General features: G+C 43.0%; 19 protein-coding genes. 7 read left to right on the top strand and 12 right to left on the bottom strand.

Translation table 11 applies throughout. From position 1 onward, the window contains the following. The first annotated feature begins 65 nt into the window (after positions 1-65). From AOC19_RS03815 to AOC19_RS03805, 3 genes are all read left to right on the top strand, one after another. Complete coding sequence (locus AOC19_RS03815) at positions 66-482, top strand: MarR family winged helix-turn-helix transcriptional regulator (RefSeq protein ID WP_215377710.1); 417 nt, start codon at positions 66-68, stop codon at positions 480-482. A 69-nt stretch (positions 483-551) separates the two neighbouring features. Then, a complete protein-coding gene (locus AOC19_RS03810) occupies positions 552-941 on the top strand; it encodes a tautomerase family protein (protein ID WP_215377708.1) in 390 nt (129 codons plus the stop codon). A gap of 84 nt (positions 942-1,025) precedes the next feature. Beyond that, a complete protein-coding gene (locus AOC19_RS03805; RefSeq protein WP_215377706.1) occupies positions 1,026-1,340 on the top strand; it encodes a hypothetical protein in 315 nt (104 codons plus the stop codon). Positions 1,341-1,511: 171 nt separating this feature from the next. Here the strand turns inward: AOC19_RS03805 and AOC19_RS03800 are convergent, their stop codons facing one another. From AOC19_RS03800 to AOC19_RS03790, 3 genes are all read right to left on the bottom strand, one after another. Beyond that, positions 1,512-1,658: a hypothetical protein gene (locus tag AOC19_RS03800; RefSeq protein WP_215377705.1), complete on the bottom strand. Its 147-nt coding sequence runs from the start codon at positions 1,656-1,658 to the stop codon at positions 1,512-1,514. Between the two features lie 71 nt (positions 1,659-1,729). Continuing rightward, a complete protein-coding gene (locus tag AOC19_RS03795; RefSeq protein WP_215377703.1) occupies positions 1,730-2,755 on the bottom strand; it encodes a tyrosine-type recombinase/integrase in 1,026 nt (341 codons plus the stop codon). 70 nt (positions 2,756-2,825) lie between these two features. Then, positions 2,826-3,266: a DUF6641 family protein gene (locus AOC19_RS03790; RefSeq protein WP_215377701.1), complete on the bottom strand. Its 441-nt coding sequence runs from the start codon at positions 3,264-3,266 to the stop codon at positions 2,826-2,828. Between the two features lie 349 nt (positions 3,267-3,615). Here AOC19_RS03790 and AOC19_RS03785 point away from each other — a divergent pair, with 349 nt between their 5' ends. The 4 genes from AOC19_RS03785 (at position 3,616) to AOC19_RS03770 (ending at position 6,783) form a co-directional block, all read left to right on the top strand. Further along, positions 3,616-4,149: a hypothetical protein gene (locus AOC19_RS03785; RefSeq protein ID WP_215377700.1), complete on the top strand. Its 534-nt coding sequence runs from the start codon at positions 3,616-3,618 to the stop codon at positions 4,147-4,149. 242 nt (positions 4,150-4,391) lie between these two features. Continuing rightward, complete coding sequence (locus AOC19_RS03780) at positions 4,392-4,958, top strand: tyrosine-type recombinase/integrase (RefSeq protein ID WP_215377698.1); 567 nt, start codon at positions 4,392-4,394, stop codon at positions 4,956-4,958. Positions 4,959-5,216: 258 nt separating this feature from the next. Continuing rightward, positions 5,217-5,993 carry a hypothetical protein gene (locus AOC19_RS03775; protein WP_215377696.1) on the top strand — a complete coding sequence of 259 codons (777 nt, stop codon included), beginning with the start codon at positions 5,217-5,219 and terminating at the stop codon, positions 5,991-5,993. Between the two features lie 76 nt (positions 5,994-6,069). Continuing rightward, positions 6,070-6,783 carry an AAA family ATPase gene (locus tag AOC19_RS03770; protein ID WP_215377694.1) on the top strand — a complete coding sequence of 238 codons (714 nt, stop codon included), beginning with the start codon at positions 6,070-6,072 and terminating at the stop codon, positions 6,781-6,783. On the opposite strand, the gene AOC19_RS03765 is transcribed toward AOC19_RS03770, so the two are convergent. The 9 genes from AOC19_RS03765 to AOC19_RS03725 all read right to left on the bottom strand — a co-directional run bounded on the left by AOC19_RS03765 (position 6,780) and on the right by AOC19_RS03725 (position 16,483). Then, positions 6,780-7,988: a tyrosine-type recombinase/integrase gene (locus tag AOC19_RS03765; RefSeq protein WP_215377692.1), complete on the bottom strand. Its 1,209-nt coding sequence runs from the start codon at positions 7,986-7,988 to the stop codon at positions 6,780-6,782. The genes AOC19_RS03770 and AOC19_RS03765 overlap by 4 nt on opposite strands. 272 nt (positions 7,989-8,260) lie before the next feature. Further along, positions 8,261-8,629: a hypothetical protein gene (locus AOC19_RS03760; protein WP_215377690.1), complete on the bottom strand. Its 369-nt coding sequence runs from the start codon at positions 8,627-8,629 to the stop codon at positions 8,261-8,263. A 15-nt stretch (positions 8,630-8,644) separates the two neighbouring features. Continuing rightward, complete coding sequence (locus AOC19_RS03755) at positions 8,645-11,767, bottom strand: efflux RND transporter permease subunit (RefSeq protein WP_215377688.1); 3,123 nt, start codon at positions 11,765-11,767, stop codon at positions 8,645-8,647. A gap of 10 nt (positions 11,768-11,777) precedes the next feature. Next, complete coding sequence (locus tag AOC19_RS03750; protein ID WP_215377686.1) at positions 11,778-12,818, bottom strand: efflux RND transporter periplasmic adaptor subunit; 1,041 nt, start codon at positions 12,816-12,818, stop codon at positions 11,778-11,780. After that, on the bottom strand, positions 12,815-13,387 hold the full coding sequence (locus AOC19_RS03745) for a hypothetical protein (RefSeq protein WP_215377684.1): 573 nt from the start codon (positions 13,385-13,387) through the stop codon (positions 12,815-12,817). Before AOC19_RS03745 ends, AOC19_RS03750 begins: the two co-directional genes overlap by 4 nt. A 13-nt stretch (positions 13,388-13,400) precedes the next feature. Beyond that, positions 13,401-14,684: a TolC family protein gene (locus AOC19_RS03740; protein WP_215377682.1), complete on the bottom strand. Its 1,284-nt coding sequence runs from the start codon at positions 14,682-14,684 to the stop codon at positions 13,401-13,403. Between the two features lie 70 nt (positions 14,685-14,754). Further along, on the bottom strand, positions 14,755-15,090 hold the full coding sequence (locus AOC19_RS03735) for a cobalt-zinc-cadmium resistance protein (protein ID WP_215377680.1): 336 nt from the start codon (positions 15,088-15,090) through the stop codon (positions 14,755-14,757). Positions 15,091-15,302: 212 nt separating this feature from the next. Beyond that, positions 15,303-15,638, bottom strand: coding sequence for a YnfA family protein (locus AOC19_RS03730; protein WP_046330089.1), 336 nt, complete (start codon positions 15,636-15,638; stop codon positions 15,303-15,305). 17 nt (positions 15,639-15,655) lie between these two features. Next, complete coding sequence (locus AOC19_RS03725) at positions 15,656-16,483, bottom strand: cation transporter (protein ID WP_215377678.1); 828 nt, start codon at positions 16,481-16,483, stop codon at positions 15,656-15,658. Between the last annotated feature and the right edge of the window lie 265 nt (positions 16,484-16,748).

The raw sequence follows: 16,748 nt of genomic DNA, 5'->3' as shown, positions 1-16,748 counted from the left end.
TCACCCTGCATGATGACTATACCTGTATAGTTGCATAGCTAACCAATATCGATTACACTACCCATATGTTCGAACAATGCCTCTATTTCAATACCACCAGCCTAGCTCGCCAGCTGGAGCGAGAATGGACGATTGCATTTAAGCCTTTTGGTCTTACCCCTTCTCAAGCCTTCATGCTCAGGGTCGTATTAGATAAAGCCCCACTATTACAAAGTGAGCTGGCTTTGGAAATGAATATCAGCCGCCCCACCGCTACTAGAGGTTTAGATGGCCTTGAAAGATTGATCCTAATTAAGCGGGTTTCCTCTCAAAAGGATGGTCGGGAACAAGAGATTCATCCAACCAAGAAGGCTATTGAGATGAAAGATGCCATTAATGCTGCCAGTGGAGCTGTTACCAAGCGCCTGAAGAAAACGTTAGGAACTGGACACTTTGAAGATGTTGTTGGGCAACTTCGGGGCATTAGCTCTGCCCTGAAGTAACGGGACTTTTTTATTTCCCTAATAGTTGCATAGCTAACTTATTTTAATGAATCAACAAAGGAGAATTACATGCCAATCTTGAACGTGAAAGTCAGCGGCCAAAAGAATATCGCTACTACCAAGGCGATCAATGAACTACTACTAGACCTTACTCATCGCATTCTGGGTAAGAAAAAGGAAGTTACTGCCATTGCCATCGAATACGTAGATCTCGATTGTTGGTTTGTGGGTGGCAAGCTATTAAGCGAGCAAGGCAAGAACAGCTTTTACTTTGACATCAAGATTACCGATGAGACCAATACCAAAGATGAGAAGGCTCAGTACATCAAGGAGGCATTTGAGGGTTTTGAAGGCATCCTAGGTAATATTCATGAAGAGAGCTATATCTATGTGCAAGATGTTAGAGCTGCTAGCTATGGGTATGGAGGCAAGACCCAGGAATATCGATATCATCAATGAGAACCGAGCAAGTGTCGCGTTAAGTGACACTTGACTTAGAATGAACCGAAGCAGTTATCACCGCAATTCACAAAGAAAGTATGTATGTTTAATGACATCCTGGAGAAACTCGAAAAACTTGACCTCAAACTTACCCGGGGATATGAAAATCACCAAGAAACCACATGCTTGCTGATTGCAGAAGCTGAATATTATTTAAATTATGAGTATGGAATGATTGCTCCTTGGGAGGCAAAAGAGCTTGAGGCAGCCAAAAACTTTACAGATTCCAATTGGCTTAAGGCAGCAATCCAGGCAATTGCAATAGCTTTAGTTGTGTCCGAATACGATGATGAAGAGTATTGGGGTGGATATACCTATACAAACAAGGATGCCATCAGGACGCCTCGGCGGGTTTAATCTAATTTCGACTTATTTGAGTCAGGGCTTTCTGTCCAGCCTTGATCTTTTGTCTAGCCCGCTCAGCTTTTACAGCCTCTTGATCACGCTTAACGCGATCCTTCATTGATTTAAGTCTGGCCTGTTCTGGGCTTAAAGGCTTAATTGGGGCTATTTCATCGAATCGCATAGTTAACCAATCTGCTGTGGTTGATGTGGAACATTTGTAGCGCCAAAGATAGCTTGAAATAGCTTGTATGCCTGGGCTTGATTTTGGGCGTACAGAATAGTTTCTACCCACAAGCCCGCTGCATTGACTGTTGCCTTATATCGTTTCATATAGATATTTAGCTTTTCTTAACCGTAAAGCAGCATGCATAAGGGCCTCTAGTAACTAGACGCCCTTATGCTTAAATTAATACCTTCAAAATTACATCCCTCTTTTGCTCCAGTGTGTAGCCAACAGTCCCATACATATTAAATTCACTCCCGCCACTACTATGTCCTGTAATGCTTTCCGCTAGACGTGTAGGTATGTCATTACGAGCCTTCATTCTGTCAATAATGGCATGCCTAAACATATGACTCTTAAAGTCAAATTGTTTAAGTGTTTTCTTAATAATTTGGGAGCAACTAGAATTCCCATTATCTCTTGCGTAATGTGGAACAAACCACTCGCTGTTTTTCTTTTTTGCAATCTTACATAGCTCTTTTGCAGCATCTAATGACACGCCGCATAGCGGCACAGCTCTAATACTGGACTTGGTCTTTCTATCGCTTAGGACATTTCGCCTAATCCACAAGTGCGGAATATCATGATCCAAGACACAATCTTCCAATCTCGCAAACAAAGGCTCGCTCAATCTAAATCCCGTATTGAGCTGTATTAGTGCCACCAGCTTATGTGCGGTCGAGTTTTTTAACAAATGCTCTTTTACTTGCTGTATCAACTGAGTGATAATAATTGGCATAGAACGCTTTGTTTCACCCTCACCTCTAATTTTTAGTGCCCTAAAAGGGCTTAGCCTATCTATATCTAAATGTTTAAATGCGACATTTAGCATAGCGTTCAAAGTATTGTTGTGTTTACGAACACTCGTAGGGCTTATGCCTCTGTTAAGCTGGTAATCTCTATATTCCGTAATATGCCAATGCTTGAGCTCTTCTAGTGTTAAATCACCAAAGAACTCTTTAAAGCTACGAAAATGATAATTAGCATGCTTCACAAATGTTGGGCGATGAGAAGATTTAGCTTCATGCATATAGATTTCAAAAGCATCTGTAATAGTGGGTAGCTTGCCACTTTTCCGCCTTGCTAAATGCTCGCCAATAACCTTAGCAATAAACTCCTCTTCAAAATTCATACCATTAACATTAATCAATCTTTCAACTTTGTCAAAGACGATTGGATGGGGTTTTATTACAACTGCTCGCATAGTTTTCCTTATTAAAGTAAAGTTGGATTACTCGGCAATAGGCGTCACCTTGAATATGACGTCCCCCAGCTTACCTGCGAAATCCAGCTCTTAATAAGTCACTAGCATTTTCAATTTGTGCATCTAAATCACCTGCCTCTACTGCAACCTTAACCGCTTCAAGTGCCTTAATTAAATCTTCGGCACTATCAACTTGAATACTGGGTTTACCTTTTGCTAGCTCAAGTATTCGCGCTCCATATTTAATGGACACACAGACTTTGCCCTCCTCCGTCTGAAACCACCAAGGCTTGATCCTCTTAGGAACCTCTACTTGCTTACGCACCCCTGTGTGAGCATCCTTAATGCTACGGAATTTCATTAATACAAATGGGATTCCGGATAACTGCCCTTTTGCTAATTGAATCTGCTCCCACAAATGACTAGATAACTTATTCCTACGATTAACAATGGCTGGTTGGTGCATCGGCTTTTTGACTGCTACTAGGTTGAGGCTACTTAATTGACTCATTTACGTCTCCTTGTGATCAATGGCGTGATTGCCTATATACAAGTTAATTTCAGAGCTTTTTAAGGTCGACCTCTTTTTAGATCACGAGCAAATCGGCTCATTTTGGACATAAAAAATATGGTTTTTATTAACAAGGGCTAAATATTTACGAGTCGCGTAATGAGTTGCATTGAGATGCGATTAAGAAATAAGTTGCAGTTGTAAATAGGAGTTGCTTAAGTTGCTGTATTTGGGACAAATGAGTAGCTCTGAACAGCAACTCACGCAACAGCAACTATCTTTTGTCTTTGCCTCTCAGAGCATCTCAAAGCAACACCGCGACTCCTTTCAACATTCAAGGAGATTAAAAATGAAAGAAATCACAGCCCGCTTATGGGAAAACAAAATGTACGGAACAACCTTCGGCAAAGGTCAATATCGCAAGGCCATCTATAACGGGACATTAGAGATCCCAAGTCCTTATGCCAAGTATTTAGTTGATTTTGAGGAAGTCGAAACTTGGTTTCATTTCCCAAAGAGTCCAGTTCATGTGGAAATGGCTAATCGCTTGGCAAACCCACCAGTTAATGAAGCCGGAGTATTAATGAGCTGGATCTACCGCTACGAGAATGGCTCAAAAAGCCCTATTGAGGGATATGCGTCTTTGGATATGAACTACAGCAGAATTTATATTGAAATTAAAGATTCAGGGCACGGAATAAATGATTACTGGGAACTACCCGTTAGAAGTTGTATTGCCAGAATTCCTGGAAAACCCACGCCTGCACTGATAGCTACAACGCAATCCGAGCTAAATTCCCCTCAAAAACCGTCTACAAACGGCGTGTTTGCCGGGGGTTATAAGCAAGCACTTGAGAACTTACAAAAGTACGCTATCCAGTGATTTGAGGTGTTAGCTAAGGTCGTCGTCTAAAGACGACAGATCTTAGTAAATATTGCTAAATACTTATAGAAAGAAAGAGGCTAAGAATATTCACATATTCTTAGCCCAGTCTTGTAAGTCATTGATTCTTGGAAGGTCTTTTTGTCTTGTTACGTGACACTTCGCAAACAAACTGAGGTCGACCTTTTCCCGTTAAGGAAACATACTTAAAACGCACATTTTATTTATGACAGGAAAACCAAATGGCACAAGCAAAAACCTTATCTCAAGCAGAACTTGATCAAGTTCTAGGCTACGTTAGTACCAAAAAATACGCTTTGCGTGATCGCGCAATTATTCTTACCAGCTTTCTCGGAGGGCTTCGCGTTGCGGAGATCGCATCTTTAACCATGGGGGACGTAGTGAACCCCGATGGCACCATTAAAAACGAGATTCGACTATCGGCAGCGCAAACTAAGGGCAAACACCCCAGAACCGTTTTCGTATCACAGCGTTTACAAGCGGAATTGGCTAATTACCTCACCACAAGGCATGCCAAAGGCGCTGATATTCCCTTCTTTCATACTGATCACCGCTTACGCTTTAGCCCCAATGGCTTATGCGTTTGGTTTCATCAACTTTATAAGAATGTGGGCATTAGCGGCGGAAGCAGCCACTCGGGCAGAAAATTTTTTATTACGACTTTGGCTAATAAAGGCATCGGTGTAAGAATCTTAGCCTCATTAGCAGGTCATAGATCAATTGCTGTAACTCAGCGGTACATCGATGTAAATGATGAGCAAAAGAGAAACGCAGTTGAATTAATTTAGAAATTTCTTTCTATTTATTTTTCATCAAATTTTCAAACAGAGTTTTTTGGTGATTTTTTCTCAAAAATAAAATCGCCCTACAAGCCCCTGTTCATGTGGCTTTGATTTTTCGTGTTTTTCTGTCAAGGAAATAAAACAACTAGGTGATTTGTTCGAAAAATCCCAAAAATGTACAGTGACTCAATCAACACAAAAAAGTATCAACAGCACTTTCGCTAAAACCGTGTTGGTAATTTTAAAACTTGAAGGAGCATCACCATGAGAATCACAGCAAATCAAAAGCAAGAAATCGCTAATGCCACTTTGGTAAAACTAGATGCCTTAGCAAATCGTCGTCAAGTCTGGCAACGGGACTTTTACGATAAATCCAATAAGGCGCTTTACGCCCTTCTCTCGGATTGCCTTGGTATGTATTACGAGATCAAAGGCAGCTCTGCTGAGAAAGTCGTTTTAGAAGGTATTAAAGCCAATCTAGAAGGACGTGGCATTAAAGTGCAAACCAGCACTCCAGTACTAACCTTGATCGTAAAGTATGTGTTTAATGCCGAGCGCCGCCGTGCTTCTGCTTATTCCCGTGCATTACGGGTAGCGGCTAAAGAAGCAATTTCAGTGGGTAATTTTGCTGAATGGGTAACCAAGGTTGGTGGCATTGAGGAAGTAGCCAGTACCAAAGGTATTACCGATGAGACTATTAAAAAGCGTAGCCAGCTTGATAATAAGGTTGCCGAGGTTAAGCAATTATTAGTTAACCAACTACAACACCCGCTAAGTTTGGTGCCAAAAACTGGCTTAGCGCATCCAGCTGATTCTGCTGAATACACCTTGCTCATTGGCAAGATGCTAGCTAGCGGTCAAACGCAGGTTTTAAGTGTAGTGCCAGGCTCTACTACTGCCATGATTGAGCAAGCTATTCGCAAGATTGCGCAAGAACTGCTCAATAAGGTTGATGAGCATATCAAAGCCCAAGCAGAGCTTGCAGCGCAAGCGGCAATCACTGAAGCGGCTAACCAAGCCTATTTCAAAGAGATGGCATAAGCCATTGTTCATTATTTGACAGGGGTTTAGGGCTGATCAACCGCCCCTGCTTTTACCCAATTAGAAAGGAAATACCATGAGCTTCGCACTCAAATATGCACCTAAAACTCTCGATGAGGTTATTCTAGGTAGCATCACTCTCAAAAACAAGCTAGCTGAATACATTAACGGGCGAGACTTAAAGCCGTTAATACTGCATGGCGGGGTTGGTACTGGCAAAACTACCATCGCCAATTTACTGCCTGATTCCATTGAGAGTAAAAAGGCTGAAGTTACCCGCCTTAAAGCAGTGGAATTTAATTCGATCAACGATGTCATGCAGACGTTTGAAGATCACACGATGTTTTATCAAGTGTTTACGATTAATGATCAAAAGCGTAATTACATCATTTCCAATGAAATTAATTTCACCCCTAAAGCTGCAATAGCATTTAGAGATGTAATCGATGACATGATCAGTCATACCCAGTTCATCTTTACAACGAACTATATTGATCAAGTGGATATTGCTTTACGCGATCGTAGCAGCTGCCTGGTGGTACCTCCAGTTTCGGCTAAAGACTGGTTACCACGTGCACAGTGGATCTTGCAGCAAGAAGGTATTGCCCTACCCGACGATCAGCTACTCAAAGTCCTCTCAGCGCAATTGCAAATAAGCTCTAGCAATCGTAAATTATTAGAGCGTCTTGAAGACTTTGTTAGATCGGTACGCAATCCGCCGAGTAATCCCGGTGGAGTAGTTGTAGAAGTACCAACGCCTGAGCCAATTAGCCCGCTCATGGCAGCTTAAGCTAAATTGGCGGCCGCCATCATAGGAGTAAGCTTTGAGTAATGTTTTTCAATCATTAAAGTCGAAGTACCCATTTGCCTGGCTAAGGTATGTATATCAATACCTTCAGCTAGAGCAAAGGTTGCATAAGTATGGCGTAGGCTATACAGGGTTCTATTCTTACCTGTCGCATCCTTTAATAAATTAGATTCAACCATGAGCCGCTCAAAGACATCATCTAGGCTATGTGGAGCATCCCCCTCTGGAAATACAAATACTTTCTTATCCAATCTGGCCTCAATCACAGCCTCTAGGTTCTTATAAGGTAGCTTTTGCCAAGCAATTAATCGCTCTAGTGCCTCAATCACAAAATGTCTTGCTATTAGGTATCTAGGGCCCGTTTTACCCGATACCCAAATTCTTAGGTAACGCTGCTCACCAATCCAATGCCACTGTAGAGCTTTCCAGCGGATTGGCATACTCTCAGTTCCCTGCCTTATGCCTGTTCCCAGCAAGAACTCCACATAGACCCTGCATAACCTTCTCATGTGATTACTGCGTTGATTGCGGCCGAAACGCTCCCAATCCCGCATGTATTCTAGTAAGTAATTGACCTCCTGTTGATTAAATGCAGGCCTAATTTCTGCCCTATCGGCATTAACCTCCAACAAGGGAATGGTGCGATTTCGATGGATTAAGCCTTGATCTCTGGCTCGCTCAATTACTCGCTTATAAAGCCCAGCATGACGTCTTTGGGTATATGTTTTGGGATTCTTGCCCATCTGGGATATGCGCCACGCTGCATAGTCATCTACTAACTCTTGGGTTATGTCATTAACTTGATAATTACCAAAGAATGGGATGAGGTACTTGGCGTAGATGTGTATGTAATCAACATGAGTGCGCTTATTGGGATTGGCTTGAACTACCCTGGCAGCAGCCGCTAGTTCTTGCGTGGCTAGTTGCCGAAAGGTCCGGGTTTTAACAGCTAAATCGCTGGCCAGCTTGACCCTGACAGTTTCATAGATGGCAATGGCTTGGGTAGCGGCTTCTGCTACTTGATCTGCGCCTGTGCTGGCGGAATGCCAAGTGCCAGTAGCCAGCTTAAAGCGGCATTGCCATTGGTGACTACTAGGTCTTTTGTAGAGGGTGACGGCACCATCAAGCAGTTTGATGGGCTCATCATCAGCGATAACGGTAGAAAATAAGAGTGATAAATTATTCATTACAAGCGTCTCGAAACCGGACACTTGTTAGCTTAATTTCAGAGTTACTTTTGGGCGACCTGAATTATTTACTGTCGGTTAAACCGACACTACAGCATCAGGGCTGTGATGGGCTTTCACTGAACACAAAGCAGGCCCACACCCTACTTAATAGCGGCAGGCAGAGTTCGACCTAAAGCCGACCTTGGCGGAACATGGCTCCACTAATCAACGATAGCAATCCGATCACTTCACGACGGCCCAATTTATAGGCTAGATTGAGGTGATTTAACTTATAAATTAAACCTTGCTGTAATCACTTTCGATTTTATCTTGATAACTGCTATGGCTTTAGCCCCTTTAGGAATAGCGAAGCTTCCTTTCAGTTCGAATTTGCCTCCATTAGGCAGTAGCTCATAATCTTTTTTATCTGATCCAATTAAGACTGTCAGCTTTGCGGTCCCACCATCTATAGGTATCGGTTTACCGTGGTCCGTCAAATACAGCGACAAGCTATCAGGCTTTGCAACCAATTCAACATCAATGTCCTTAGCCTCTACTATGACACCGCCATGCATTGGCTTTAAATCATGGCCGGCTCCAGCATGGGCTGGACCAATAAAACTGATTATCAAGGTTGCAATCACCATCATTGATTTCATATAGACTCCTTAAAATTAAAATACTTCGTTAGATTTCATATGGCTCAACGCTATTTCGGATGCTTTTTTCCCATAAAGCCAAAACATGACTGGCGTTAAAAAAGTATCTAATAAGGTGGAACTGATGAGCCCGGAGAAAATAACGACTGCTACCGGATGCAATATTTCTGTACCAGGACGTTCTGCCTCAAACAACAATGGCGCCAAGGCAAAAGCTGTAACCAAAGCTGTCATTAGTACAGGACTTAAGCGCTCAATTGATCCGCGAATAATCATTGCCAGGCTAAACGATTCACCTTCTGACTGCATCAAATTCAGGTAATGGCTAATTTTTAAGATTCCGTTACGCACAGATATTCCTGCTAGCGTGATAAATCCTATTAATGCAGCAATCGAGAGTGGCTGACCTGAAATCCACAAACCAATCACTGCTCCGACCATAGCTAATGGAATGTTAGACATAATCATTAAAGATAGGCGCATGGACTTATAGCGATTATTTAATACTGCAAACATCAAAAGAAATGATCCAATTGATAGCAAACCAATTACTTTAGATGCCTCTTCTTGCGCTTTAAATTGACCATCTAAGGTAATGAAGTACCCCTCTGGAAGAGTCTGATTAGAGATAACAGTTCTAATGTCAGTCACAATATCTGACAAGGCGCGCTTAGAGGCATTAGCCGATAAGACAATTCTTCGCTTACCGCCATCTCTACTAATTTGATTTGGACCATCCCCATCCTCAATGCTAGCAATTTTTGAGAGTGGAATTTTTCCATTTGGCGTATCAATCAAAATATCAGCAAGCCCTTCTAAGTTTCTTGCTGAGTCTGGTAACTTGATCACTAAGGCAAACCGCCGATTACCTTCAATAATTTGCGAGAGTCTCTCCCCTTCAACCATGCCCTGCAAGGTGGCCATAATCTGAGAAGTTGAAACTCCGTATTGCGCTGCTTTATCGTAATCAATTCGGACCTTAATTTGTGGTGCTAAAACCTGCTTTTCTATTTCTAGATCAACTAAGCCTTCAATGCCCGCTAATTTGGATCTCAAAAGATCGGCTTGGCTACGCAGCACGTCTAAATCATCGCCAAAGATCTTAATTGCAATTTGCGACCGAACCCCTGAAAGCATGTGATCTATTCGATGTGAGATTGGCTGACCGATCGCAATTGCAGCGGGTAAGTTAACTAATCTTGACCTGATATCTGCCTGTATCTCAGCCATGGAGCGATCTAAATCTCCCGCAGGCTTTAAACCAACATCTAACTCGCTCACATGCACACCTTCCGCATGCTCGTCCAATTCTGCGCGGCCACTCCTGCGTCCAACATAAGTTACTTCAGGAACCTGCCTGACTAACTTTTCTGCTTGGCTAGCCACGCCTGCCGATTCAGAGAGAGAGACACCAGGATTTAAACGCAGTCCGATCAGTAAAGTCCCTTCGTTAAAGGGCGGTAAAAATGAGCTCGCCATAAAGGGAACACTGGCAGCAGCGACTATGACGGATGTAAAAGCATACATCAGAGGCTTTTTAGGCGCCGCTAACAACCTTGATAACTGAACCTCATAATGACTTTTAAGCCAAGTGACAATCTTTGTATCGTGATCCCTCAGGGACTGCATTGAGGGCAGCAGATAAAAGCAGAGTACTGGCGTGATAGTGACTGAAACTAAAAGTGATGCAAGAGTGGAGACTATAAAAGCAATACCTAAAGGCACAAATAGTCGCCCCTCTATACCTGGTAATGCAAATAATGGGATGAATACCAAAACGATGATGGCTGTAGCGTAGATAATTCCGGTTCTTACCTCAAGCGAGGCGGCTCTCACAATCGCTAGTGGGCTTAATTGGTCTAAAGATGCTTTATCTAGATTTGCTCTAAGGCGACGAATCACGTTTTCCACATCAACTACTGCATCATCAACCAGGCCGCCGATTGCAATGGCTAGGCCTCCCAAGGTCATCGTATTAATTGATAAACCAAAGTACTTAAAAACCAGGGCAGTTAAGAGAATTGAAACTGGAATTGCTGTCAATGAGATGAGGACCGGGCGAATTGTTCCTAAAAAGAGATACAGCACTACAGCAACAAAGATTGATGCGCCGATGAGCTTACCCTCTAAAGTGCTAATGGATGCATCAATAAAGCTCGCCTGCCTAAATGTTACTTTTGGAGCTTCCATGCCAGTTGGCAAGCCCTGCTTTAATTCTGCAATAGCTGATTCAATCTTTTTTGTAAGCGCTACCGTATCTGCTGAAGGTTGTTTTTGTACACCTAGGATGACTGCTGGCCCACCTTCATAACCGGCATCGCCTCGCTTAACTGCTGGTGCAAAAGTAATATCGGCAACTTGTCTTAAAAGTATTGTTTGTCCATTGCGGTTCGATACGGCAATATTCTTTAAATCTTCAAGGCTAGAAGTTCGCCCTATATGACGAATAAGATACTCACGATTATTAGACTCAAGAAATCCACCAGACGTATTTGCAGAGTAGCCCCGCAATGCATCTTCAATCTGCAATATGCTAAGGCCTAGCTCCGCCATACGACGAGTATTGGGTTGTACTTGAAACTGCCTGACTTGCCCGCCAATAGGAATGACTTGCGCTACCCCGGGGATAGCCATCAATCTGGGTCGCAAAACCCAGTCAGCATACTCGCGAACCTGCATGGATGAAATCTTAGATTCATCAATCGGAATGGCAATTTGCATGATCTCACCCATGATTGAACTAATGGGCCCCATGCGCGAAACAATGCCATCCGGAATTGCTCCGTCCATAGATGACAGTCTTTCTGAAACCATTTGCCTAGCGCGATAGATGTCTACAGACCAGTCAAAAGTAACGTATATGAAAGAAAGGCCGGCGCTAGATACTGAGCGAATGGCCTCTACTCCGGGTAAACCATTCATAGCCGTTTCGAGTGGGAATGTAATGAGTTGTTCAACTTCTTCTGAAGCCATTCCGCCAGCCTCAGTCATGATGGTGACAGTAGGCTTATTCAGATCGGGAAAGACATCCACAGGCATCTTGCTTAAGGTGTACGCACCATAGACCATAGATATAGCACTAAGCAAAATCACCATCATGCGATTTTTTAAGCTGAAATCTAATAACCAAGTAAACATGTCTTAGTCCTTAACGAATTTGATTGATGAGGGATGCCCCATCAGTAATGACTCGTTCACCATCTTTAATACCGCTAGTGATAACAATGTTTTGACCATCTAAAGGCTCATATACAACTGTTCTGGGCTCAAATATTTCTGGGGACTTTTTAATCCAGACAATTGTTTGGTTCGAGCTACTTTTGACTAATGATTTTGAAGGGGCCTTTACTCCAGTGACCTTGCTATCGGTATTTACGAATACTCGAATGGGTTGGCCTATCGGTAAAAATTGGAGATCGTCCGATTTAGCAGAAAAAGTAAGAGGTAAAGCTTGCTCTCTGAGGGTCTGTCCACCACCGAGATACTTGAGCTCAATCACTTTGCCATTGACATCCACTTTGCCATCAGCAATGTTCTTACTCAGATTTGAGTCGTAGGCAAGCGCTTCTATTAATAGCTTGGATGGATTAACGACCTCAAAGATTAGATCTCTTGCTTGCACTACTTGGCCAGATACAACACCCGTAGTAGAAATAATTCCGCTGACTGGGGCTCTTAATTCCTCGTTCGCGACGGCCGCTTCTGCCTCTTCAATAGTCTTACGAGGGACCGTATCGCTAAGATCTCGCAAACGCTTTAGTCGACTTTCCGCAAGTGATCTTGATTTTCCTGGGCCAGCCTCTGGAGTTACATACGCCAAGACATCGCCTTTACTAACCTTCTGTCCGGGCAATGGAAAACCAGCTGGTCCCGGCGTAATACGGCCCGCAACAATCGCCTGCACCTTACCGCCAAAATTAGGATCCATGATGACTTTTCCAGCTAAATCATAGGTTTTGGCATATTCGCCGAACTGGCCAGGAGTTGTCATCACTTGTAACTGGCGTTGCGCAGGCTTGGGAATAAAAAGACTGCCGTCCGACTGTCTTTTCGGGGCGTCGCCTTGAACTTGGGATACTTCCGACTCGCCATGACCCGGCCCAGCATGAACCTTAAAAGCAAATAGCGCCACAGATAAACCAATAAGGATAATGGGGCGAAATACAAAATCTCTTTGTTTGCGATTCATACCCGCTCCTTGATTTGTTTAATTAACTTTTTTGTATGCGTCATCAACATCTCTTTCTTGCGATAAGACAAATAGGCAATTGCCATCAAGAGGCTGAAATAAAGCAAGATTTTTATTGCTGATTTCCAAGTGATCAATGAGGAGCGCTCAAAGGAACTTAGATCGATAGTGGCTGCTAGTATGTCGGTAACATCATCATCATTAATCGTGATAGTGATCGCAGTAGGCTGATCTTTAATTTTATTTTTTAGGCGAAAGAGATACTCTCCATCGCCATGAGGCTCTGAACTAATTTTAGAGCCCTCAAGCTCTATTTCAACCTTAGCTCCTTTGACCAATTCATTGGAGGAGTAGCGATCTAGGTAGAGCGTGATTTCCTTGCCGTTAATCACTCCTACCGCCTCATAGAGATCAGATTCAGCATAAAAGCGGGGTAATGATTGAGTTTGTGCAGTAGTGGGTTTTTCCTCCCCATGACCAGGCCCTGCATAAGCTGCCGATGCGATTGTCAGAGATAGCGCAATTAATAGTTTTGACGCCAACTGACTATATTTGTTCAATAAATTCATAGTTAAAGTGACCTTACTCTGGTAACAGGCCAAGGGCCTGTCGTAAATTTGAAACTGAAACTGCGTAATTGATTTTTGCAATCGCAGCCTGTCTATTTGCATCGACTGCTTCTAGCTCTATACGTAGTCTTGTGGGCAAATCGGTTTCACCAAAGCGAAATGATTTGTCAAAAAATTGACGTGTTTCATTGGCTAAGTTAGACCTCTTATCTGCGGCGCCAAGCTTCATTTTTGCCGACTTCACTAAAGCCACATTTGACTCCACATTACTTAATGCAGACTCTCGCTCATAGGACAATCGAACCTCTGAATCGACCATCTCAGCGGTAGCACTGGCCAATCTATTGGTATTGCGAGCATCAGAGCCAAAAGGAATTCTTAACCCAACAGCAACTGATTGCTGATACGGAACGCCATAGACTTCACGGCCCTTAGTAGTCCATATTTGCAATTGTGGGGAGGCCCGAGTTTGAGACTTTGCTAGGTCAACTGCTTTTTTAGCAACCTCTAACTGATCTACAAGGGCTGCAACGATTGGCAAACTAGAATCTAGTCCTGACAGGTTTTCAGGAACCTTGGGTAACGGTTCAATATTTTTAGTAATGTCACCGAATTGGATTTTCTTGAGATACTCACTTCCCAATAAAGAACGCACCCTTTGCTCAGCATTAATGACGTTGGCCTGCGCTTCGACCAAAAAAGCTTCTGATGATGCGAGGGCGCCATTAGCCTGATGAAGATCTGCGCGAGATAAGTCTCCAGCCTTAAATCTCTTTTCAACATCAAGAGCTAAGCTCTTTGCATTCTCATTTCTGCGTAGCGCTAAATCAGACTCAATTTTTGATTTCTGGTAATTCCAATAGGCATCCCTTACTTCAGCTGCAATTCTCAATTGGGATAGATAGTATTGAGACAAAAGCTTTTTATATTCAGCATCCGCTAAATTAATTGAGCTTGACCGCTCATTCCACAACCACAGAGGAATATCTAAACCCAGTATGGTTTCGCTAGCGCCTTGATTGGTGTTAGTTCTATCGGTCTTTTGCGACACTTCAACCGAAGCGGGGCTTACCAAAAGGCTGCTAGCAATTTTTTGCTTAGCAAGCGCGGCCTCTACTCGATACTGATAGGACTTATTGTCAGGTTGGCGCTCCCATGAAGATTCATAGAAGGACTTTAAGGCCGACTCAGCTTTGCGCTCGCCATTAGCCAGCGCTATTGGCGATCCCAATATAAAAACCAATCCAGTAAATTGAATGACGCAGCGACGAACTACGCCCGAATACTCTCGCAACATAAAAACTCCATTTGTTTGTTCAAAACAGAGTTAGCGAGAGGAGAAGAATTAGGTTAAGGCTCTCGCTAACTTAGGCGAGAGCGAGCCAATTGGGTTTTTCGGGGCGGTGAGGAGAAATATCGACTAAAAACTCTAATCGAGCATCTTCATAATGAAAGACGGTAGAAGTAACTGAAATGGTAAAAGTGGAATGCAATGCTGGAGAATGTGCTAAATGACAGACTCCACAATCAGAATCGTAGCTTGCAGAATCGCTAGCTGAGGCAATACTGACTGGCTTCTCATGCTCGTGATGTGAAACATGAGAAGCTGCTGCCCGCTCTTCTTGGCAGTAAGCAGAAACCGTAGCATAGGATGTTTGTATAGATAAAGCTAGCAGGGCCAGAATTATCAGGATTTTTCTCATGTTTCTATTACAGCATATTTCTTAGTATTTTGCATTATGAGCTTTCTCACAAACGCTTAATGGATTAGCTTTGGATAAAGATGTTACCGACAGCTCATACCAGTAAAACACCTACACACAATTTTAGTGTTTCTTGATGTCCCTAGGCAGAATCGACCAAAGCTTAGGATGCCCGACTCTGTATCTAGACTGTGGTTTTAAACAACATGCCACTAGCTCCTACTAAATGGTTGAAAAGCGATAATTGCCATACCAATTAAGGCGACTATTGCCCCAACTACATCCCACCTTGTCAGTTCAATTCCTTCAACTAGTCTGAGCCATATCAGAGCAACGACAATATACATACCGCCATACGCCGCATAAGTTCTACCTGCGGCGGTAGGGTGAAGGGTTAGCAACCACGCAAATAATAGTAGAGATACTATCGCTGGCAAAAACAACCAAGCAGGCTTATCTTGTCTCAATACAAGCCATGGAAGATAACAACCAATAATCTCGGCTACAGCCGTAATAGCAAATAGTCCTGTGAGTTTTATAAATTCCAAATTACCCTCTTTTAGCTTTACTTCAAACGCAGTATACGAATAGCACCGCTTAATACTAAGAATCCGATAACTAGTCCAATGACCCAATCTGGATAGGGGCTATTGAGCCAAACCACCAATACACCAGCAATAATAACTCCTAGATTTGCCAAAACATCATTGGCGGAGAAGATATAACTGGCTCGCATATGAACGCCATCATTCTTGCGTTTAGATATTAGATATAGGCAGGTGACATTAACTGTCAAAGCAAGTAGCGAAATCCAAATCATGGCATTGGGTTCAGGCATTGTCCCAATGTAAATTTGATAACCCGTACGCCAAAAAGCAAGAGCAGTTAAAAGTAATTCAACCACACCAGCTAATTTAGCGGCTTTGAGCTTATGCTGTGCGGCTTTACCAACGGCATATAAAGCCACCACATAGACTGCGGCATCGGCAAACATATCCAAAGCATCAGCAATAAGCCCTGCCGATTGGGCAATCCAGCCCGCAATAATCTCAACAAAGAACATCAATCCGTTTAATGCCAAGAGCCAAATTAAGACTTTTCGCTCTTGAGCATCTTTGGCGGCATCCAATTGAATTGGCTTAATTTCAAAGTCTTCTAATACTTGGCTGCTTTCAATCTTTGCCCCAAAACCTAAGGGAACTAATTTATCGTGAACCACATTAGGCTCTTCGCTATGACAAATGATTAATTTTCGATTGGGAATATCAAAATCCATCGTGTGTATTGATAATGAGCCCAATGCCATGCGGATCATCTGCTCTTCCGATGGACAATCCATAGCAGGCACGATGAATATGGTTTTAGAGATTGAGGGATTGAGATGATTTGACATTAAATCAGTAATGTAGCGTAATTTTTGAGGATCATGAGGATAGACCGCTATTGGCCGCTCTCCGACACCCATCACCACCAATCATCCAGTTTTGGGTATCAGCAAGCCACCCTATAAGAGCCACCCGACCGTCACGTAACCGGACACCTCCGAGTCGGGTCAAACCGACACCACAAGCCCAGCCCCTAAATTTCATTAAAGTTGCTCAGTCGCAGAGTCGCTAATAGTCATCCAGGATCACCTACGCCCTACCAAAGGCCACTCC

This window comes from Polynucleobacter asymbioticus (genome assembly GCF_018687575.1).
Taxonomy (GTDB): domain Bacteria; phylum Pseudomonadota; class Gammaproteobacteria; order Burkholderiales; family Burkholderiaceae; genus Polynucleobacter; species Polynucleobacter asymbioticus_C.
The sequence above is the reverse complement of the archived record's forward strand: the minus strand, read 5'-3'. Positions and strand labels throughout refer to the sequence as shown.